14 protein-coding genes are annotated in these 22,059 nt (G+C 50.1%); 5 read left to right on the top strand and 9 right to left on the bottom strand.

All coding sequences use genetic code 11. The features are described from left to right. Positions 1-148: 148 nt before the first annotated feature. Both VC28_RS11305 and VC28_RS11300 read right to left on the bottom strand, forming a co-directional pair. Positions 149-3,229: a multidrug efflux RND transporter permease subunit gene (locus VC28_RS11305; RefSeq protein ID WP_049630734.1), complete on the bottom strand. Its 3,081-nt coding sequence runs from the start codon at positions 3,227-3,229 to the stop codon at positions 149-151. A 99-nt stretch (positions 3,230-3,328) separates the two neighbouring features. After that, positions 3,329-4,486 carry an efflux RND transporter periplasmic adaptor subunit gene (locus tag VC28_RS11300; RefSeq protein ID WP_049630733.1) on the bottom strand — a complete coding sequence of 386 codons (1,158 nt, stop codon included), beginning with the start codon at positions 4,484-4,486 and terminating at the stop codon, positions 3,329-3,331. 273 nt (positions 4,487-4,759) lie between these two features. Here VC28_RS11300 and VC28_RS19850 point away from each other — a divergent pair, with 273 nt between their 5' ends. Both VC28_RS19850 and VC28_RS11285 read left to right on the top strand, forming a co-directional pair. Next, a complete protein-coding gene (locus VC28_RS19850) occupies positions 4,760-6,265 on the top strand; it encodes a hypothetical protein (protein WP_197085516.1) in 1,506 nt (501 codons plus the stop codon). A gap of 168 nt (positions 6,266-6,433) precedes the next feature. Then, on the top strand, positions 6,434-8,683 hold the full coding sequence (locus VC28_RS11285; RefSeq protein WP_049630730.1) for a hypothetical protein: 2,250 nt from the start codon (positions 6,434-6,436) through the stop codon (positions 8,681-8,683). A gap of 184 nt (positions 8,684-8,867) precedes the next feature. Here VC28_RS11285 and glp read toward each other — a convergent pair whose 3' ends face one another. Further along, on the bottom strand, positions 8,868-10,103 hold the full coding sequence (glp, locus tag VC28_RS11280; RefSeq protein ID WP_049630729.1) for a molybdopterin molybdotransferase MoeA: 1,236 nt from the start codon (positions 10,101-10,103) through the stop codon (positions 8,868-8,870). Positions 10,104-10,295: 192 nt separating this feature from the next. Here glp and VC28_RS11275 point away from each other — a divergent pair, with 192 nt between their 5' ends. From VC28_RS11275 to VC28_RS11265, 3 genes are read left to right on the top strand one after another with little or no spacing between them, the layout of a single operon-like run. Continuing rightward, a complete protein-coding gene (locus tag VC28_RS11275; protein ID WP_049630728.1) occupies positions 10,296-10,583 on the top strand; it encodes a hypothetical protein in 288 nt (95 codons plus the stop codon). Between the two features lie 15 nt (positions 10,584-10,598). After that, the gene (locus tag VC28_RS11270; protein ID WP_049630727.1) at positions 10,599-12,323 is read left to right on the top strand and encodes a PepSY-associated TM helix domain-containing protein; all 1,725 of its coding nucleotides are present in this window, start codon (positions 10,599-10,601) and stop codon (positions 12,321-12,323) included. Continuing rightward, complete coding sequence (locus VC28_RS11265; protein ID WP_049630726.1) at positions 12,316-12,627, top strand: DUF3325 domain-containing protein; 312 nt, start codon at positions 12,316-12,318, stop codon at positions 12,625-12,627. The genes VC28_RS11270 and VC28_RS11265 overlap by 8 nt, the downstream gene beginning before the upstream one ends. A 34-nt stretch (positions 12,628-12,661) precedes the next feature. On the opposite strand, the gene VC28_RS11260 is transcribed toward VC28_RS11265, so the two are convergent. The 6 genes from VC28_RS11260 to VC28_RS11235 form a co-directional block, all read right to left on the bottom strand. Then, entirely contained in the window at positions 12,662-13,087 is a 426-nt protein-coding gene (locus tag VC28_RS11260) for a type II toxin-antitoxin system death-on-curing family toxin (RefSeq protein ID WP_049630725.1), read from the bottom strand. A 25-nt stretch (positions 13,088-13,112) separates the two neighbouring features. Continuing rightward, entirely contained in the window at positions 13,113-13,334 is a 222-nt protein-coding gene (locus VC28_RS11255) for an AbrB/MazE/SpoVT family DNA-binding domain-containing protein (protein ID WP_049630724.1), read from the bottom strand. Positions 13,335-13,477: 143 nt separating this feature from the next. Beyond that, entirely contained in the window at positions 13,478-14,422 is a 945-nt protein-coding gene (locus VC28_RS11250; protein WP_049630723.1) for a GGDEF domain-containing protein, read from the bottom strand. 151 nt (positions 14,423-14,573) lie between these two features. After that, positions 14,574-17,723, bottom strand: a complete 3,150-nt coding sequence (locus VC28_RS11245; protein WP_049630722.1) for a TonB-dependent receptor — start codon at positions 17,721-17,723, stop codon at positions 14,574-14,576. A gap of 125 nt (positions 17,724-17,848) precedes the next feature. Beyond that, on the bottom strand, positions 17,849-21,103 hold the full coding sequence (locus tag VC28_RS11240; protein ID WP_049630721.1) for a glycosyl hydrolase: 3,255 nt from the start codon (positions 21,101-21,103) through the stop codon (positions 17,849-17,851). A 513-nt stretch (positions 21,104-21,616) separates the two neighbouring features. Then, positions 21,617-22,015, bottom strand: a complete 399-nt coding sequence (locus VC28_RS11235) for a RidA family protein (RefSeq protein WP_049630720.1) — start codon at positions 22,013-22,015, stop codon at positions 21,617-21,619. Between the last annotated feature and the right edge of the window lie 44 nt (positions 22,016-22,059).

Genomic DNA, 22,059 nt, shown 5'->3' with positions numbered 1-22,059 from the left:
ACGTAGGTTGTGGCGGGCCGCGCAGGCTGAGAACGAACCCCAACACGACCATCTCGCCGCGCCAACCAAAAGCTAAATGGAGCTTTGAAGCAGGTTTTGGTGCGGACGGATATATGGTCATGTTGGGGTTCGCAAGCTCACCTCCAACCTACGTTTGTGCCTCCTCGGAGAGTGGAGTTGCCGCGGGTTTATTTACCCAGCGATCAAAAAACAAATACACCACCGGCGTGGTGAACAGGGTTAATACCTGGCTCACCAACAATCCGCCCACCATCACCAAGCCTAACGGCTGGCGCAGTTCCGCGCCTGAGCCGCTGGCGAGCATTAGGGGGATCGCGCCAAACAGGGCGGCGAGGGTGGTCATCAAAATCGGGCGGAAGCGCATCAAGGCCGCGCGATGGATCGCCTCGCGCGGGCTCATGCCCAGTGTGCGTTGGGCGTCGAGCGCAAAGTCCACCATCATAATGCCGTTCTTTTTCACCAATCCGATCAACAACACCACGCCGATCACCGCAATCAAATCCAGTGGTTGCCCGGTCAACAAGAGCGCAAGCAGGGCACCCACGGTGGCAGAAGGCAGGGTGGAAAGAATCGTTACCGGATGGATAAAACTCTCATACAACACGCCCAGTACGATGTACATAGTGACCACGGCAGCCAGCACCAGCCACAGGGTATTGCTGAGCGAGGCGCGGAACGCTTCGGCCGCGCCCTGAAAGCGCAATTCAACGGCGGCGGGCAAATCCAGTTCGGCAGTGGCGGCTTCAATCGCATCGATGGCTTCACCCAGCGAGGCATCCTCTGCAAGGTTGAAAGAAATAGTGGTCGATGGAAATTGGCTTTGGTGGTTGATTAATAAAGGCGTTGGTCGCTGGCTGATTTTGGCGAGCGTAGACAAGAGCACCGGCTGGCCGCTGCTGGAACTGACATAGGTATTTTCCAGCGCCTTCAAGCCTTGGGCGTAATCCGGGTCTACCTCCAGCACCACGCGGTATTGGTTGGCTTGGGTGAACAGGGTGGCGATCTGCCGCTGGGCATAGGCCGTTTGCAAACTGCTGGCGATATTGCTCACGCTCACGCCGAGGCGTGCGGCGGCATCGCGGTCGATATCCACATAGGCCTGCAGGCCGCGGGTTTGTAAATCAGCCGCCACATCAGCCAGTGCCGGTTCCATACGCAGGCGCTCCAGCACGCGCGGCAAGGTTTCATCCAGCAGGGCGATTTCCGGCGCAGTCAGGGTGAACTGGTATTGGGTGCGGCTCACGCGGTCTTCGATACTCAGCTCCTGTACCGGCTGGAACCAGGCGGTGATGCCGCTGATTCCCGCAATGCGCTCCTGTAAGCGGCGGATAATCTCGCTGGCGTGTTCGTCGCGCTCACCATGGGGCTGCAAATTAATCAGTAAACGACCCGAGTTGAGGGTGATATTGCTGCCATCCACGCCGATAAACGACGAAATGCTCGCCACATCCGGGTCTTGCAGAATCAATTCGGCGATTTGCTGCTGGCGCTCGGTCATGGCGGCGAAGGAGGTGTCCTGCGGCGCTTCAGTGATCGCCTGAATCGCACCGCTGTCCTGGATCGGGAAGAAGCCCTTGGGCACCACAAGGTACAAGCCCGCGGTGAGTGCGATGGTGCCGAGCATCACTGCCATGGCGGCAGTTTGGTGTTGCATCACGGTATCCAGCAATTCGCCGTAGCGGCGGATCACTTTGTCCAGAAAGTCCGGATTGTTTTCATCGTGCACCGGTGCGGTCTTGAGCATGCGCGCGCACATCATGGGCGTGAGCGTGAGCGAGACGATCAGCGATATGCCGATTGCCACTGCCAGCGTAATCGCAAACTCCTGAAATAGCCGCCCCACCAAATCACCCATAAACAGCAACGGAATCAATACCGCGATCAGGGAAATGGTGAGCGATACCAGCGTAAAACCAATTTCGCCTGCACCTTTAAGTGCAGCATTCATCGGTGTTTCGCCCTGTTCGCGATGGCGGGCGATGTTTTCCAGCATCACGATGGCATCGTCCACCACAAAACCGGTGGCGATAGTGAGCGCCATAAGCGTCAGGTTGTTGATGGAGAAATCGAGGAAATACATCACCGCAAAGGTGCCGATCAGCGACAGCGGCACGGCAAGGCTCGGGATTATGGTCGCGGGAATAGAGCGCAAGAACACCAGGGTTACGGCGACGACGAGGAAGATCGCAAAGATCAGCTCTTTTTGCACATCGCGGATGGACGAGCGGATGCTGTGGGTACGGTCGCTCAGCACCTCGATTTTTGCCGCAGCGGGCATGGTCACCATCAATTTGGGCAGCAGCTCTTCGATGCTGTCCGCCACATCAATCACGTTAGCACCCGGTTGGCGCTGGATGTTAATCAGCACCGCCGGTTGCTTGTTCGCCCAAGCGGCGAGAAAGCGGTCTTCAGCACCATCTTCCACGGTGGCGACATCACCCAAACGCAGTGGCGAGCCATCGCGATAGCTCACAATCAAATCGCGATATTCCTGCGCCGAGCGGATTTGGTCATTGGCATCGAGCATGGTGGAGCGGTATTCGCCATCAAAACTGCCTTTGGGCTGGTTGGTGTTGGCGGATACCACCGCATTGCGCACTTGCTCAAGGCTCAGCTGGGTATTGGCGAGGGCATTGGGGTTGACCTTGATACGGATCGCCGGGCGCTGGCCGCCCGCCAGAGTCACCATACCCACGCCGGGCAGCTGGGCAATCTTCTGCGCCATGCGGGTGTTTACCAGATCGTACACCTCGGGCAACGGCAAGCTTTCCGAGGTGACCGCGAGCGTCATGATTGGTGCATCGGCCGGATTCACCTTGCGGTACACCGGCGGGGTAGGCAGGTCATTGGGCAACAAATTGCTGGCGGTATTCAGTGCTGCCTGTACTTCCTGTTCGGCTACGCCCAAATCCACCTCCAGCAAAAATTGCAGGGTGATGATGGATGCGCCGGTGGAGCTGGTGGAAGATAGCTGCTTTACGCCGGGAATCTGCCCCAGGCTGCGCTCCAGCGGAGCAGTCACGGTGCGCGCCATTACATCGGGGCTGGCACCGGGGTTGAAGGTAAAAATCTGGATGATCGGGTAATCCACCTGCGGTAATGCGGCCACCGGCAACAGGCGATAACCGAGCAAACCGGCGAGCAAAAACGCCAGCATCACCAGCGAGGTGGCGACGGGGCGGAGGATAAAGGCGCGGGAGATGTTCATGCGTTTCTCTACTGTAAGTCTATCGTCACTCCCGCGTAGCGGGAGTCCATAGGTCTTGTTCTTTATGGTTCCCCGCTGCGCGGGGATGACGTGGGGAGGTTACTCAATCACCTTCACATCTTTACCCGGCCAGAGGCGGTCGATCCCTTCCAGCACCACGTGTTCGCCCTCTTTTAATCCCTCTAATACCGCAATCCGGTCGGCTTCTACCGCGCCGAGTTTGATGGGGCGCATCTGCGCTTTGCCGTCATCAATGGTGTACACATAGGTGCCTTTACTGCCGTATTGCACTGCATCGGTTGGAATAGTGATCGCGCCGTCCAGCGTTTGCAGGTGCAGGCGCGCATTGATGAATTGGTTGGGGAAGAGGCTGTCGTCGTTATTAGCGAACTCCGCTTTCAAGCGCAGGGTGCCAGTGGCGGAGTCGATCTGGTTATCCAGCGTGGTCAGTTTGCCGGTAGATAACAGGCTGCGTTCACTGCGGTCCCAGGCTTCTACCGCAAGGGCTTGCTTGGCCGCCAGTGCGGCATTGTGAGCCTCACGCACGGCGATCAATTGGTTTTCTGGAATAGTAAAAATCACCGAAATTGGTTGGGTTTGGGTAATAGTGACCAAGCCATTGCTGTCGTTGGCATTCACCAAGTTACCCACATCCACTTTGCGCAAACCGGTGCGGCCGGCAATAGGGGCGGTAATACGAGTGTACGACAGTTGCAAGCGCGCATCTTCCAGTTGTGCTGAGTGACTTTTTAAGGTGCCGCGCAATTGGTCTACCAGGGCTTTTTGTTTGTCGTATTGTTGTTTGGCGATGGAGTTTTTCGTCAGTAACTGCTCATACAACGCCAGATCATCTTCCGCATTTTTTAATTGGGCTTTGGTCTCTTGTAGCGCACCTTGCGCTTGTTGGAGTTTTACCTGATAAGGCGCGGGGTCGATTTCTGCCAGTACATCACCCGCTTTCACAAATTGCCCTTCGGTAAATTCCACACTCAGGATCGGCCCACCCACACGCGGGCGAACCGTCACGGTATTTAACGGGCTGACACTGCCAATCGCTTTTACGTGCACTTTTAAATCGCTTTTTGCCACTGTCACCACATGCACCGGCGTTGGCCCCATCCAAGGGTTAGGTGGCGGTGCTCCTTTTTTATCGGGTGTGCGAATGCCAAAAAACCACACCAATAACAGCACCACAACAACAACCAAACCCAACAGCCAACGCTGGCCGCGCGATAAGCGATTTACAGAAGCAAGCATGAAAACATCCATTAGTTGATTATTTAACGCAGAGGCGCGCCTTTAGCCGGTGTTTGAATTTGTACACCTGTAGAAATGACGCATGTAATTGCAGGCTAGTATGCAGGGAATATGCCTGCAATGGGTTTTACATTTCTCGACGTTTGATTACTGCGCTTCTCAATATTTATTAAACAGTCTTTCAAGTACATGGTTCTCGGCTATGGGGAATTCATGAATAATGGCAGCTTTTTAACCCCCTAGGTAAACCAACAGAAAAACAAGGAATTAAATATGTGTAATCGTTTCAGCTCAATAACCATTATTTTATTGCTGATCTTGGCAATTATTGGCTGTGGTGGTGGAGGATCTTCGGGGAACAACAATAACAATGGTGTCACACAATCATCTACATCTAGTTCCACCACCTCTTCCAGTTCAAGTTCCACTTCTAGTTCTAGTTCAAGTTCCACTTCAAGTTCCACTTCTAGTTCTAGTTTGGATTTGACGAATGTTCCTGTGCTGCAACTCAGCCATTATCCAAAACATGAAGATACGAGTCTGTTGGTATCACTGAATTTGGCTCCGATATATAAGAACTACACTAGTTTAAATGTGACAATAGCTAGTGCTAACGATCAGCCCTTCAGTGTCCATAGTGGAATCGATTCCAGTTGGCTGCATACCGTGCAAAAGTTAGAGCCCAAATTGGTTGAGAGGGTGGCGACTGGCTTGCAACCCGATACCCGTTATGAATTTTGTTTAACAGGATTAAATAAGGACTTCACAACAACTGGCTATTTCAATTGCGAAACTATTACCACTGCTCCTGAACAAGCCGAAAAACTGATTATTGCAATCAATCATGATGTAGAAACGGAAGCGCTAGCGCTGCTAAACGATTGGCAGAGTGAGTTGGTCAAGCAGCATCCGAACTTAAATATCAAAACGATACATATCAACAAAAATGAATCTGCTAATACGCTGAAAGAAAAATTACAACAAGAGTATGCAGAAACGAATTTAAAGTACGTGGTTTTTGTCGGCTATGATTTACCTGCATTTACTATCGAAAATTCTTCCCCCGCAGAGCGATATTTGGCACCTTACGATAATTTGGCCGGCGATCATGCAAAGGATTGGGTTAACTATATCGTTGGGTTTTCCGGTGAGGTCATTCTTGCTGTCATAAAGCCCCGACAATCAAGCATTGCCTCTTATCTTCAGCGGTTGTTGAGTTATTATCGTGGAGAAATAAATTATAACGATGGTGTCTTGCTTGCGGATGCAATGATTGAAAGTGAAAAAAGTATCGATAAAGACTTCTTTTTTGAGCAAGGCGCTAATGTAACCATAGTAGAAGGTATTACTAATTATTCAGATAACGCGCAATCCAGTCTTTGGCAAGCAAATTACGCTGAAAAGCTTTCTTCCAACTCTTATCAATTTATGTTTTTGAATGCACATGGAACTAGTGAGCTACATTATCCTTGTGCAGAAAACTGTATTGATTCCGCGTTTGTGGAAGCTATACACCCTAAGGTGCAATTTATTCTCCCTGTGAGTTGTAGTATTGGTCAGATAATGAAACAGAACTCCCCTATGGCCTCCTACGTATTTGAAAGTGATTCATTAGCCGGGCTGGGAGCAGAGGTAACTTATTGGGATGTAGATGGGAAAACAATAAAGTCAATTTATAACGCTATGACTAAGGAAGGATTGACTATAGGTGAGGCAGGTCGGCCTTTTGGTTTTCTGGTGTTCGGAGATCCTTTTTTGCGCTTGAACTTGGTTCATTAGTCGGCACTTGTGATTTTTAGGGTAAATGTGTGAGTGTGAATTTTTCACATCCGTCCTGTTGCTTTTCACACACAGGGATGTTGGTTTTGAGGCGTAGTATGAAGTGAGTGGTAGTTGTGCCACACACCTTGTCATACAGGGTTCGCCATTTTTCAAAAGGATCTTCCCATGAAAAACACATCCAAACCTATTCTGATTCCGTTGCGCTTTAGTGAAAAACCCGCGCAAGACCTCTCACTCGTCGCTTTTTTGTTTTCGCGCAGTGGAAAACTGTTAGAGAAAACCGCGCTGCGTGGCGATTCAATTGAATTCAAAACAGCGGACAATAACCCGCGGCTGTATAAAATTTTTGTAGTACCGGCAGATGATAAAACCATAGATGGCATTACTGGTCTGCCGGAGTTGGAGCGGTTCAATCCATTTGAAGTGGTATTGGATGTGAATCGCGAGGGAGTCATTAATCCGGTTTTGATTCCCAATGAATATCCCCTGTTATGGTTGCGCCGCTCATGCCGTGTGCGCGGCCGCGTGATTAAAAATTTCTCGCTCGGTACACTTACACAAGATCGCGGTATCTGCCATGCGCGCGTACATATTTGTGAAGTGGACAGAATCCGCTTGTTGGTTGAAAAAATTCCGGATCACATCATCATTAAAATTCCGGAATTGGTGATCCATCCCGAGTGGCCATTTCCCCTTCCAGAGCCTGAACCTTTTAATCCATTGGGCTCGTTAACGGAAAAGTTTGATCCTCCACAACATTTGCCTTGGCGTTTTGGTTTTGATGCAGCCTCTGAATTTGCCGCACGTCAGTCTGTGCCGCTTAAAAATGTTTTGACTAATGAAAATGCGCCGGAAGAATTGCGTGAAGTGCAATCGGTATTGTTGTCATCGCCCAGGATTATTAACCAATTAAATTCCGGCAATGCAGCGGCCATCCGCAAAACGCTGGTGGAAAATTTTGCGATTTTCCATCCGTATTTTTGCCATGTGCCCTGGTTGTGGCCGTATTTTTATCGCTACGATGAAGTGGCATTGGCGTACACCGATTTAAACGGCGCATTCGATGTCACCTTCCGTTATTGGAATACCGGAGACAAACCTGATTTATATTTTTGGGTGGAATATTTGATCGACGGTGTGTGGACCACCGTATACAAACCCTCCGTTCCCTGTAACACCTATTGGGATTATCTGTGCGGCAGTGCGGTCACTATTCGTGTGACTGATCCACGCGTGCGTTGGGAATGCAACGATATTATCGATGGCGATATTGTGTGGATCAAAACCATCGGCTCCAGTGCCAGTGTGAGTCACATTAAACAGCAAGATCAGTATTCAGTTATTCAAGGGAAATTATTTAATCACGTCGGTCTGACCGATGTGTTTATGAGTGGCGGCAGCAGCGCGTTGGATAGTTATCGCCGCCCGTTTGGTGGCACGCTCAATTTTGTGGTGCAATTTGGTAGCGGATTGCCCACAAATGACATGTATTACTATCGCTGGAGTTATCGCCAGTTGCGCAATGCCGATTTATCCAATGCACCAGCGGCTGCGCTTGCATCGCTGCATAAAGGCCAGGCATTACACAAAGCCTACACCTACGAATATTTTGATGCGCTGGGCCATAAACATTTTGGCCAAAATACCTTTAAGTTGGGGCCAGTCGCGCTCAATGGTGAAGATGATCTTTATGTTATTCCGCCAGCATTTCCGTCATCCAGCCCGGTGAATGCAACGGAATTGAGCCCGCTGTGGGATCAAAATACCATTACTGCGAGTGTGGACTCTGCGCAATTTGCTGACGGCCTGTATGAATTTGTATTGGAATTGTTTGATGCTAATGGGGTGAAATTGGCGGCCATTCCCAAACAGATTTTCCAGGTGCCGCACTACACCAGTTTTGCACCATCGATTAATGCTGCGGATGATTATTTATTGCTGAATGGTGCCAACGCACGTGGGTTTACCATGAAAGCGCGCGTGGATAATCAACGCTGTGAAGCGACGGTTTATAAAATCAAAGTCAATGGCAGCGAGGTCAGTTCGGATTGCTGCGGCTTTGTGCCTTATCCACCCAATGCCGATATTGAAGTCGCGTTCCGTGCCTACCACCCGCACAATTTTGCGACATTTAATTTTGTGGTGAAAAAAGGCACCTGTAACGATGCCATCCAGCAAGGGTTTACCAACGCCAGTGGCATGGTGATTGGCAATGCCGGTAATTACACGCGCGACAGTGCCAGTATTTATCGCGAAGGTTTTTCGCCTGCGCAATTATTGGGTGTTTGTGTTGCGGGGGGCAAAGCGGCGTTTGCGGAGCATGTCTATGTCTCGGCATTGGCGACCAATGGTTATGATCGTTTGTCGTATTTGGATGCATCAGACCTTGCGGCCTTTGCGCTTGAACCTGCTTAACAGTGTGTCTTATTAAAAAAGATTGTGACTAAAACAAAAAACCGCATCGATACTTTCGATGCGGTTTTTATTTTTTTGGGGACATTTCAGGTGCTGTATTAAAAGCTTTCGTATTAAAAGTTTTCGTATTAAATGCTTTTTATCGAACGCATTTTATCAAACGATTTTTATCAGGCACTTTTTTTCAAACAATAAACGAATCAAACAGAATTATCTCAACCTGCTCGCCTTCAGCAACCGATCCACGTTCTGCTTCCAAGCGAATATAACAATTCGCGTTTGCCATGCCGGTTAATACGCCGGAGTTTTGCAGGCCTGCGCTGCGCACGTAATAGATTCCATTTTGATATTCAACAATGCCGCGCTGGAAATCGGTGCGCCCCGGTTGTTTTTTTAACGCATGACGGGCGATAGCGCTGCGTACCGGTTGCGTTTGTGTTGTGACTTCTTGCGTTTCACCTGACAACTTGCGCAATGCTGGCACGACCAGTTGGTGATAAGTAACGGCGGTTGACACCGGGTTGCCCGGTAAACCAAAAAACCAACCCTTACCCAAGCGGCCGAACGCAAAAGGTTTGCCCGGTTTCATCGCAATTTTCCAAAAATCAATTTCGCCCAGCTCAGCGAGAATATCTTTGGTGTAATCCGCATCGCCCACTGAAACACCGCCGGTGGAAATCACCACATCCGCTGTTTGCATCGCCTGCGTAAATGCATTGCGCAATGCATCGGGGTTGTCGGGAATCACGCCTAAATCGGTCAATTCAACCGGTAAACGTTGTAACAGCGCACGCAGCAATGGGCGGTTGCTGTCATAAATTTTCCCCAGTTCAGGTGCGGCACCGGCGGGCAATAATTCATCGCCAGTGGTTAGCAAAGCAACGCGGATATTGCGCACGACTTTTACTTGCGCCAAACCGAGTGAAGCGAGCAAACCTATATCCAACGCCGTAATGCGATGGCCAGCTGCGAGCACCTTGCTGCCGTGCGCAATATCTTCACCGGCGCGGCGGATGTTATTGCCAAGCGGTGATGATTCATTCAGCACAATGCTATCGCCATCGGCCAGAACATTTTCCTGCATTACCACCGTATCGGCTCCGGCAGGTATTAAGGCGCCGGTCATAATGCGCACGCATTGACCTTGCTTGATTTCCTTCCTAAACGGGTGGCCAGCGAGTGATTCGCCAATCAGTTGCAGCTGCCCCGGTGAATCTTGCGCGCGCAGGGCGTAACCATCCATCGCGGAGTTATCATCGGCAGGTACATTGACCGGTGCAATGACATCGCTTGCGAGCACACGGTCCAGCGCATCCAGCAGGGCTACCGATTGCTGTTCTTGCACGGGAACCAACTGTGCGAGTAATCGTGTGAGGGCATCATCAATCGGGAGTAGTTGAGGCTGGGCGCAGTGATCCACGGGTATTCTTCCTCCGCTGGGATGGTTTCGTTGCAATGGTCGGGTTTGCCAGTATGCCTGAACCTGTCGTCTTATAAATATTCCCAATTGATAATAAGTATCATTTGTGCAAACATGTGCCACATGAAATAGGGGCAAACCCTGTGCACGGATGCAGCAATCACTTATGGCAACTGATCCGTGGACTGTTCGATGAATCAATCCCTTCCCATTCTTAATCGTATCGCTGCAGGCGTTCTAGGCGGTTATGCCTTCACCTGGGGTTTTTGCGCCATTGGTATTGCTGCGTTGGCTGCCTTGGGGGTGAGTGTGCACGCGGCCGAACACGGCGTGATGCTGCTGGCTTTCCTGCTGTTTCTCTGTCTGTTTTTATGGGCATTTGCCGCACAAAACATGGTAAAGGTCTGGGTTGTGTTGGCGGGCGGTGCGGCTCTTATGACTGGCGCGGCGCTGCTGTTACAGCGCTCCTTGGTTGGATAGGGTAGGAGATAAACCATGTATAACAATTTTCGCGTGTCCATGACCTGGGTGCACACCTGGTTTGGCTTGGTGTTGGGCTATGTATTGATGGCCTGTTTTTTCTTTGGGGCGCTCTCGGTATTTGACCGAGAGATTGACCGCTGGGCGATCCCGAAAACCCGCTTTGAGCCGCAGCCCATGCCATCCTTCGATAACCTGCTGATGGATGTGTATAAAAAGATGGAACCACACCCCGTCGATATGGCTGCCACTGCCGAGCGGGTTATTGGCGATTTGCCCGATCCGAAAACCATGCCGTTGGTTTCGTTTTATGCCTACACCACCCATCGCGATCCGGTGTTGGCGATTGGTGGCGAATTCAGTATCCCCAATAAACCTAAAAATCCCGCTGACGACCATTTGCATGTGCACGGTTGGGCGACTATCGACCCGCGCACCGGTGAGGCTATTCCTGACGATGCGTTAAAAATCGGCAGCGGCTGGTTTTACCCCATGCACTACAGTCTGAATTTTCATTGGAATAATCTGGGTTACTGGATTGTGGGTTTTGCCGCGCTGATGATGCTGGCCGCACTGGTGACCGGTGTGATTATGCATCGCAAGATTTTCAAAGAGTTTTTCACTTTCCGCCGCGAAAAACGCCTCCAACGCAGCACGCTGGATTTGCACAACATGAGCGGCGTAGTGGCGCTGCCATTCCACTTCTTTTTTGCGCTCACAGGTCTGATTATTTTTGCCGGTATCTATTTGCCGGTGAGCCACACCATGCTCAAGCCATTGCATGATCAGCATGAAATTCTGGATGCCGAGCGCACCGGCTTGCCGCATGAGCCAGCCGGTGTGTATGCGCCTATCGCGTCGGTAGATGCGATGATCGTTGAAGCCAAGCGCCGTTGGGCCGCGCGCGATATGGCGGGCGAGGTGGGTTATGTATTTGCCGATCACCTCAACGATGAAAACGGCTATGTGAGTATTTATCGCGCCGGTAGCGACCGCGTTGCTTTGGTCGGCGAGCCGATTCACTTCAAGGCCAGCACCGGCGAAGTGCTGCGTGAAGAGCCACCTCAAGCCGCGGTCTTTGAGATCAATGAATTCCTCACCGGTCTGCACCTGCAGCATTTTGAGCATTGGATGTTGCGCTGGTTGTACGTGATTGGCGGTTTGCTCGGCTGTGTGTGTATCGCCACCGGTTTTATTTTCTTTGTCGAAAAACGCAAACAGCAACACGCCAAACTTAACAGCCAAGGCGCGCGTTTGGTGGATGCCTTGGCCGTCACCACCGTGACCGGCATGGTGATTGCGGCGATTGCCATACTGGTGGCCAACCGCCTGCTTCCGGCCGATCTGGCGGGCAAGGGCGAGTGGGAAATGAAAGCCTTCTGGAGCGCTTGGTTATTGGCCTTGATCCACGCTGGTTGGCGCAGTGCGCCGGTCGCCAAGGCGATGAATAATCCGGCTTGGCGCGAGCAATGTTGGGTGATAGCAGTACTCGCGGTAGCAGCGGTTATCCTCAACTGGGTGACCACGGGCGACAACCTGGTCAAAACCATTTTTACCGATACCTACTGGGCAGTCGCAGGTGTTGACCTGAGTCTGCTGGCGGCTGCCGTTATCGCTTTGTGGACCGCGCGCAAACTCAAGCAGCGTGCACTGGCACCGGTTAGCGACAGCCCGCGCCGTGCTGCACAGGAGCCAGTCGTTGCCGGTATTGATATGGCAGCGGAGGTGAAAAATGGCTAACACTGCGTTCTTGTTATTACTCGCCGCACTCATGGCACTGGTCAGCTTTTCCTGGTTGGCGCTGGCGATGGATGCACATTGGAAAAAAGTGCAGGCGGGGCGAAACACAGTGCATCCGGCAAAAGTATTGCGCGCAATGGGTTGGCTCGGCTTGTTAGTCACCGCAGTACTTTGCTTTATGGCAGACCGTCCGTCCATGGCAGTATTGGTGTGGATTATGCTGCTGGCCGCGACTGCTCCATCCGTCGGTATGATCCTGTCGTGGCGACCAGAATGGCTGCGGTTCTTTTGGCCTGTTCGATAAATCCGGGATCAAAAAAAGCGGGTCTTGAACCCGCTTACCCATAAGTCGCTTTTGTTTCCTGTACCTGCCCCGGCGTATCAATGTTGATGCGCGCACGAAGCCAATCGGCAAACTCTTTTTCGCTCAATGAACCGTCGGCCAAACCGATATATTGCGGATAAAGCTCAAGGTCGCTGGCCTCAAGTTTGCCGCTATTGAGTTCAATGAAAACTTCACAGACCACAGCGGCGGTGCGTTTATTGCCATCGACGAAGGGGTGGTTGCGTGCGACACCGAAAGCCAGGCTCGCGGCCAAGTCGGCTAAATCCGGTGGTGGATCGCCATAAGTGAACAGTTGTTGCGGGCGCGCCAGCGCTGAGTCCAATAATCCTTCGTCACGCACGCCCGTTCCGCCACCATGCTCTGCGAGTTGGCGATCATGAATGGCTAAAGCCAGTGGTTTACTGATCCAGATAATCATGCTTTCTCCTTTTTATTGCGCCAGTTCATTGCGCCAATTTGTGCAATAAAGTGCGGCGTTTCTGCATGATCTGCTCCGCCACCTCCATTTGCTCCGCAAGGGTAGGGTCAAAGGTGGTGAGCTTGATGCCGTCAGGTGTTTCCAGCAGGTAAACATCATCGCCTTTGGCTAAACGCAGGCGCGCGAGAATCTCTTTAGGAAGGATGACACCAGCGGAATTGCCGATAGAGGTGATTTTGAGTTTCATAAGTGCTCCATTACTCTGTTATAACAAATGGTATAACAGGGTAATGGTAGCAGCTTTATGTTCAATAAGCACTCAGTTTGCCTGCAGTTGCGGAAGTATCACCTTGTGCAAAGAAGTGATGTTTATCTGCAAAGCAACGATGTTTATGTGCGAATGGCGCTTTCCGCAACAATGCAATTGCGGCCATTTTGTTTGGCTTGATACAGGCGGCGATCCACTTCATTAATAAAATCCGTTAGCAAGTCACCCTGCTCCGGTATTGCAGTGCCCACGCCCAGACTGATGCTTAACAACTGGTTGATGTGTGATTGCTCGTGCGGGATCTGCAGTGAAAGAATGGCGCTGCGGCAGCGCTCGGCAACTGCCAATGCGGCTTCTGCGTTACTGTCCGGCAATACCAACACAAACTCTTCCCCTCCAAAGCGCGCCACAAAATCCCGCGCCCGCGCGGCCGATTCGGTCAGTGCCTGACTGACGCGTTTAAGGCAATCATCACCTTGCAGATGGCCGTAGTGGTCGTTGTATTGTTTGAAGTAATCAATATCCACCATCACCAGCGACAAAGGTTGGTGCGTGCGTTTGGCGTTGAGCCATTCCACTTCCAGTACCGAATCAAACATGCGCCGGTTGGCAACACCGGTCAGGCCGTCTTTAAACGATAGGGTTTCCAGCTCTTTTTGCAGATCAATCAGCTTTTGCTCGGTCTGTTTACGCTCGCTGATATCAAACATAAAACCAATGAGCGATTCCACTTCCCCCGCTTGGTTGCGCACCACGTGCACCACATCGCGTATCCACACAAAGCGGCCGTCACTGGTCAGCGCGCGATAATCCGCCTCGTGGTCAACACCGGCTTGGGATTGGCTCACACAAAAGTTGACCACGCGCTCGCGGTCTTCCTCATGCATACGTGCCGCCCAGTCTTGCACCGACACCCAACTATCAGGCTCCCAGCCCAACAGCTGCTTGATTTGCGGACCTATGTAAGAAAAAGTGAGCGTGCTCCAGTCAATTTTCCAGGGAATGGCTTTAGTCGATTCCAGCAGGGTTTTATAGACGCTGTGGTCTTCGTCCACAAAGTGGCTCATGCGCTTCTCCATACAGACAAAGGAGTTAATATACGCCACGCACTTGAGTGACAGCTAATAAAAAAAACGCAGGCACAGATCAAATCTTCACAACTGGCAAAGATCCAAACTGTGCCTGCGCTCAATGCTCAGGTAAACAACACTCAGGTAATCAATATTTCACTTGCAGGCTCAAGCTGGTACGGCGCTCGTTGTAGAACGCTGAATCAACGTTGGACTCCCACTGGTTGTAGTACTCCTGATGTTCTTGTGTCAGGTTGGTGACTTGCAGTGCGACAGTCATGTTTTCAATAAATTCATAACTGAGCGATGCATCTACATAGTTGGTCGGCTTTTGGAAATAGGCGAATTGATAATCGCCCTGCAATGTGCGGCCAACATACATTTTGCTACGGTAGTTATGAGCGATACGGGCCTGAATACCATTTTGCTCGTACCAGAGCGCAAAGTTGGATTGATACTCAGAGTTATTGATTCCCGGCATGGTCTTACCGTAGTAATCCTGGTCTGAACCTTCACTGGGTGAGTAAGTGAAGTTGGCATCTACACCAAGGCCACTCCAGAATCCCGGCAGGAAATCGAGCGATTGTTTGTAACCAAACTCTAGCCCGTGTGTTGCATCGCCTTTCTCATCGAAACTGATAATCGAATCAATCGGCACGACACCGGTAAATTGTCCGGTTTCCGGATTGTAGCCGCGCACTACGCCATCATCATCCGCAATGTCCGAACGATAAATTCGCGTATTTTCAATTTGCGTTAAACCCTGAACCCAAAACAAACCGAGGCTGACCATACTGCTGTCATTTAAATACCACTCGTAACTCAGGTCGGCGTTGTATTGCAAATTAGGCAACAATGCAGGGTTACCGATTTGCGAGCCCGAGTTGGCGCAGGCAACGGGGCCGCCATTAGGACGAGTGATGTTACAGGAGTTGGTACGGTTGACATTGAGCCCGCCGCCCAGAGAATCAGTGTCATGGGTGCCGATGGTTTTGGTAAATGCAAAACGCAACACTTGCTCATCGTTTAAATCCATCGACAAGTTAATCGCAGGCAGTATTTCATCGTAGCTGTTAACGGTGGTAATTGACTCGCCCACTGAGGCAACCATCCCCGGGCCAAGCAAATAGGTTTCGCCGTTGATCACGGTAGATGCCGCAGAACCGGCAACACTTTGGGTGATGGTGTATTCGGTATCTATATAGCGCAAACCCAAATTACCGCGCAGTGGTTTACCAAACACTTCTGTTTCCAGATTGCCCTGGATATAGAACGAACTGGTTTTATCTTGCACTTCGTACACGTTGGCCGCATCTGCAACTAACATATGTGGGCCGTACATTTTTTCATGCCAGGCAATCGGATTATCCATCGCTTTCGGGTTAATGAAATAAACCGTGCCCAAGCCTGAGGTGCCATAAAAATCGCTAATGCCTTTAATCATTCCCTGTTCATTTAAATCAGTGAATGAAATGGGATCGACATAAGACTCGCCAGTCACAGGTGCAGGGGAAACAGTATCTTTCCAGCGCGCGACAAATGCATCACCGTATTCGTTGGTTCTTAACAAGCCGCCAATCCAACCATTTTTTTCAACATTGCGTTCACCGTAACGCAAACCAACATCAACCGATGTGAAGGTATTTAGCAGCGGTGCAGCGAATGCGTAATTGGAATCCAAACGGACAATGTCCATGTCGGCATTTGAATAGGTACCGGTCAAGTTGGCTGACTTGGGGCTGTAACGATTCAAATTGCTGCCGAAGGTTTCATTGACGGTTGTGGTGGTGCCATCCGGATTGGTGATCGGTAAATTCGTACCGGGCAAGCCCCAATGTTGTTTACCGCCGGAGTAGGCGATATGAATCGGAATTTGAATTGCGGTGCCATCCACTTCTGTGCCATCCGGCAGCAGTGCATTAAAACTACCGTAGCCCCAGGGGTTAGCCCATGACTCTTCACCATTTGCAGGGCGATATTTGTCATTGATTTGCGAGCCGTCGGTGAGTGTTGAGTCAACAGTGCTGTTGGCTTGGTCATCCACTGCTTCGCCGTGCAACCAACGCAATTTTCCGGTCAGTGGGCCACCGTTATCAAATGACAATTCGATATTGGTGTTAGTCGATTCTTTGTCGGTCGCGATAGTTTGGTTTTGGGTTTTGGCTAAACGTGTTTGCCACAACGCCGATGACATGGTGTACAGATTGCCCGGCAAGGTAATTGCCTCACCATTGCGATGCACAATATTGTCGTAAGCCTCGGTTGCGCCGTCATCCGGTGTGGCCCAGCCGATAATACTTTGCCATGACTGTTCGGCCACAAATGCCTGCATATAAATATGCTCATCCAGCTTGGTGTAAAACACATCGCCAGTCAGTTGGAATGCATCGTTGATCTGGTATTGCATCGAACCATTTACACCGGTTCTTTCGCGGTCAATAAAACGGTTGGCGGCTTGATGGCCTTCAAAGGTGTAATACACATCGTTGCTATCGCCATCGCCGTTAACGTCAACATTGTTGGCCACATAACCGGTTTCTTCACTGGCAAGGTTGCGCCAACCTGACCAGCGGCCGGGGTTGCCGCCCTGTGAGCCATTCCAATAATCCGCCAGATAAGAGGTACCGTAAGAAAGGTTTAACGATGCCCCGAATTTATCGTCGTTGTTGTAACCAAAAAATCCGGAATAAGAACCATCGGTCTCTTCTCCCAGTGCGCCTTGAATGACTTCCACTTTACCAACGGCAGTAAAACCATCTTCCAATAAAAAAGGACGGTTGGTTTTCAAATTGATGGTGCCCGCCAAACCACTGACGACATTTTTTGCTTCGGCAGATTTAAAAACTTCAATGCCCGATACCATGGTGGAAGGGATGTCAGCAAAATTAGGCGATACGGTAGTAATAGAACCCGCTGCCAACATTTGTTCGCCATTGAGTGTGGTGGTGATGTTGGAGTTGCCGCGGATATTGACGCCGGTTCCTTCGCCGCCGGTGCGCGTAATTTGAATACCGGGAACACGTTGCAGTGAGTCGGCGATGGTCGCATCGGGTAATTTACCAATGTCGGTTGCAGTAATCGCATCCACCACCGAGCTTGCATTGCGCTTGGTGTCTATCGATTGCATAACCGAGTTGCGCATCCCGAGTACAACTACTTCTTCAACATCGTTTTGTGCTGACTCTTGTGCAACGGCAATACCGTATGGGTGCAAGGTTGCCAGAGCAACGCCCAGATAAACCAGATTATTTTTAAAGGCTGTTTTTTTAAATAAATGTTTTGTATTTGGGAAAAACATAATTCGTTCCTGTTTGTAAATTCGCTGGGTGGCGTTCAATTTTTTTGCTGCGTGCTATGGGCAGCCAAATTCAACGTCGATAAGTAGCGCCCGGTGCGGGCGCTACACGTGCGCTAATCATTCAGTTATTCGAAGCTGACATCGTCGATGTAATAGCTTGACTCAGTAGCACTGTTGACCGGCCCCATGAAGCGCACGCCCAAACCACTGAGCTCGCCGCCCATATCCGAAATGTCCAGAGTCAACTCTGCGCTGCCATTAACCAGCGCAACAGCACCGCCATCTTTCCAGGAGAAATTTTTATCTTTAGCGAATAGCTGCGCTTGTGTGGCGTTGCCGGTATTAACGGCGTGCACGGAAATTTTCAGTTTGGTTACATCGCCCAACAACAAGCCACCGGTGGGATAAACTTGCAGGATGATGTTGTCGTCGCCGTCTTTCAGTTGAGTGGTTCCGCCCAAGGACAAGCCGCCGGATTTACTCCAGTCACTTGCTAAATGAATGCCACTTTCCGGCGACCAGTTTTTCTGGAATTCCCAGCTGCCAGTGCCTTCAAAGTCGTAGATCACATCGCTATCCAATTTGACGGTGTCGATATAAAAACCGGCAGCAGTGCTGGTGCTATCGAAGCCTTCAAATTGCACACCGAGACCTTGCAATGTGGTGAGCGCAGAGACATCAATTTGCAATGTTGCACTGCCCGTTGCCGATACCGAACCTGAGTCCAGCCACACCCAGTCAGCGCCGTGCTTCACAAATAATTTTGCTGTGGTTCCTGCACCGGCATTTGCTGCATGCGCAACCAATGTGAGTGTTTGTTTGTTGGATACATCAATACCGCCAGTGGGATAAGCCTGCAGCACAACGCTGGTGGGGGCATTTTCTTTACTCAAATCTTTGATAACGCCCAGGGATCTTTTGCCGGTATTGCTCCAGTTACCCGAGAGAGTTGCGCCCAGCGTTGCTGACCAATTTACCTGCGCTTCCCATGGTGCAACGACTGGCTCAAAGTCATAGAGCAAGGTATCACCCAGCATGACTTTATCGATTGCAAAGGTGGCGTTGGTGCTGGCGGGATCAAACCCTTCAAACTGCACACCAATACCCTGCAATTTATCCAATGCCGATACATCCAGAGTCAGGGTGACATCGCCTGCAGTAGACACTGCACCTGAATCTACCCACGCCCAATCGTCACCGTGTTTTACAAACAGTTTTGCGGTAGTGCCTGCGCCAGTATTTGCTGAATGTGCAACGAGTGTCAGTTGTTGTGCATCGCCAACATTAATGCCGCCAACTGGATAGGTTTGCAGCACCACACCGGTAGGTGAACTCACAAGGCTTAAATTTTTAGTGATTGATAATGCGTGTCCGCCAAGTGCTGACCAATTGTTCGATGCTACTGCACCAGGTACATCGCCCCAGTTAATTTGTGCGCCCCAGCTTGCAACCGGCAATTCAAAACCGTCGTACAAACCCGCTTCTATTTTTGCGCGGCCACCGGGAACGTCATCCAGATTAAGAGTGCCTTCAAATTCGTAACTGGCTTTGAGTTCAGCTGCATCGGCATTCAGTGGGCCATATTCATTGCTGCCTTGTGAATTCCAGGTAACAAAAAAAGCCCACCACGCGTTTTGTTGATGCATTAATGCGATATCAGGAATAGTGCCGGTTTCTGTGAGCGCAACTAATTTTTTGCCATCAAAACGATCTTTTAATGTAGTGAATTCTGATTTGAATGGGTTGTCGGCATTTTTGCCGTCGTAACCGTCATAGCCAACGATATCGACGTAAGCATCGCCCGGATACCAATCTGCATTCAGTGAACCTGCTGCGGTATACACCCAAATTAAATTGTTTAATTGGTGCACATCGGTAAAACGTTGATACATGATTTTCCACAGCGTTGTTAACGATTGCGCATCCGATGCACCCCACCAAAACCAACCACCTTCTGCTTCGTGCAATGGCCGCCACAGCAATGGAATATCGGCATCAGCAAATTTTTTCAGCTCTGCAGCTATGTCATCCATATCGGAGATCAGCGCTTGATAATCAGCACTGTTGGTATCCGCCAAAGCGGTTTTTAAATTGAAATCCGTGGCGGTGCTGTAAAAACCTGAATACCAAGCGGTATTACCACTGCCGCTGCAGTTGGTGTCTTTTAATTTAGTGGGTGAGTTCCAATGCCACAGCGGAGAAAGAATGACATTTTTGGTGTTGTGTTCATTAATCATGTCTTCGCTGAGAACACCGGGTTCTGCACCGCAGGCAATACGCGAACTGGAGTAATCCATTAAATCGAACGCCACAATTGCAGGAGACAAACCGCCGGTAATTTCAGTGATTTTATTAAAATCGCGCAGGCCGGTTTTATTGCCTAGATCGTTGTAATCCATAAATTCGGTTTGGCCACTCAGTGTTTTTGCACCGTAGTTGCTGACCAAAAATGCCATCACATCTTTTGTGGCAGCCGTTGCATTGGCATTGACCAAATTGGGTGCAACCGCTAAAGGTTTTGCAGGTTGTGGGGCAGGAATTAATAAAATGCTATCGATACGGTAGTAATTCCAACCGCCGCCAATTTCAATGCTGTTGCTACCCTCATTAATTTTAATGACATCGACACGTGCGTTGTTCCAGCTGCTGGTAGCGAGAAATGGCACATTCGCATCAACACCATTTGTTTTCACTACTGCTTGTTTGCCGCCATAAGAAGCGGGAATTGCATAGCGTACAAACAGCGTATAAAAACCTGCGCCAATGGTTTTATCGCCTACGGTGCTGCCTGACGGAATTTGGTAAATCACTTTTGCGCCGGGGGTGATGTCGGCGGTGTGGGAACCCGATGCACCGGAAATATAATTGGGGCCATTACTAACTAGAGTTGCGCCACCGGCCAGTGTTGAAAATGCAGCGTCTTCTGCTTCAAGCGTAATGATGACCGAAGGGTCGTAAACAAGAATTTCAATTTCATCAACCAGCGGATTGCCGTCTGCATCGTTAATAATATTTCCCGCGCTATCGCGTGCTGAAATACGGAATTTAAACGTTTCCAATCCATCGACATCGGGCGATGGGAAAGTCAAATTGGGCGTTGACCAATCGCTAACGCCGGAAATGGGCGTACCACCAATTTGCTCCCACTTTACTGTTTGGGTTGTAACAGTACCTACCAAGCGGCCAGACAAGGTAATGGTTTGGCCTTTCTCATATTCGGCATTGTCACCGGCGATAATGCCTAACGGACGAGTTTCGGGAACATAGTTCACGTCATCATTATTGATTTTTGATCCGCCTCCGCAGCCGCTCAACAGGCTTAGGCAAAGTGATGCGAACAGTAAAAGCGTTATTCGCTTTACAGTTTTTAAAATGAGCATTGGGTCACCTCGATGTAGTAGATTCCAGTCTGGTTATAAGTATTTGATGTGCCTTTCCCGAGTGCGGAAACAACAGGGTTGTCGGGTGCGCACTGGGGCTTATGAATGAGGGGCACAGATGGGGCGAATTGGATCCCCTGTGCAATATTATTTGTAATCGATTACATTTTAAAAGAGAGGATTTGTAAATTTTCCCTTAAATGTCCGATAAGAAATCCGATAAAACTCCTTGTTTTTAAATTTAATATATAAAAATCAATAGCTTAATTGTTTTCTATGGCGCATAAATTATCTTAATTGTTATTGAGAATGTAATTGATTAATTGGTAACCGTTTACATTTTATGTTACTTATGGTGACGTATATATCGAAGACATCAGTGGGGATAGCCAATAGGGGGAAGTTGCGGAGCCTGTTGTGTGTGTCTGAATGGAGCGCGGCGGTGTGAGTTACTTTAGGTAGTTTGTAGGTAATAAATCGCCTTCATCACTGCTATGGTGAAGGCGATATTTTTTAATTCGCGTGCGGCAATCGCGCGATTGCTTTGAGTTCTACATCAAATCCCGCCAGCCAGTTAACGCCAATTGCTGTCCAGTTTGGGTAGGGTGCTTCACCAATGTTTTTCTCCCTCACCGCCATAAAGGTTTCAAATTGTGCCTCTGGGTCGGTATGGAAGCTGGTGATGTCCACTACGTCTTCAAAGCCACAGCCGGCGGCTTTTAATACCGCGTTCAAATTATCAAACGCCAGTTGCACCTGGCGCGCGTAATCCGGCTCTGGAGTGCCATCTGATCGGCTTCCTACTTGCCCCGACACAAAAATCAAATCGCCGGATTGGATAGCGGCGGAATAACGGTGTTGCTCATAAAGCGCGTGGCGCTCTGCGGGAAAAATGGCTTTGCGATGGTTCATAGTCAATTCCTCTTTAATGAAGCGGGTGTATCGGCTTCATGAAT

Origin of the sequence: Cellvibrio sp. pealriver (assembly GCF_001183545.1) — a bacterium.
Lineage (GTDB): Bacteria > Pseudomonadota > Gammaproteobacteria > Pseudomonadales > Cellvibrionaceae > Cellvibrio.
Note: the sequence above shows the minus strand (reverse complement) of the source record. Positions and strands in the feature narration are given on the sequence as shown.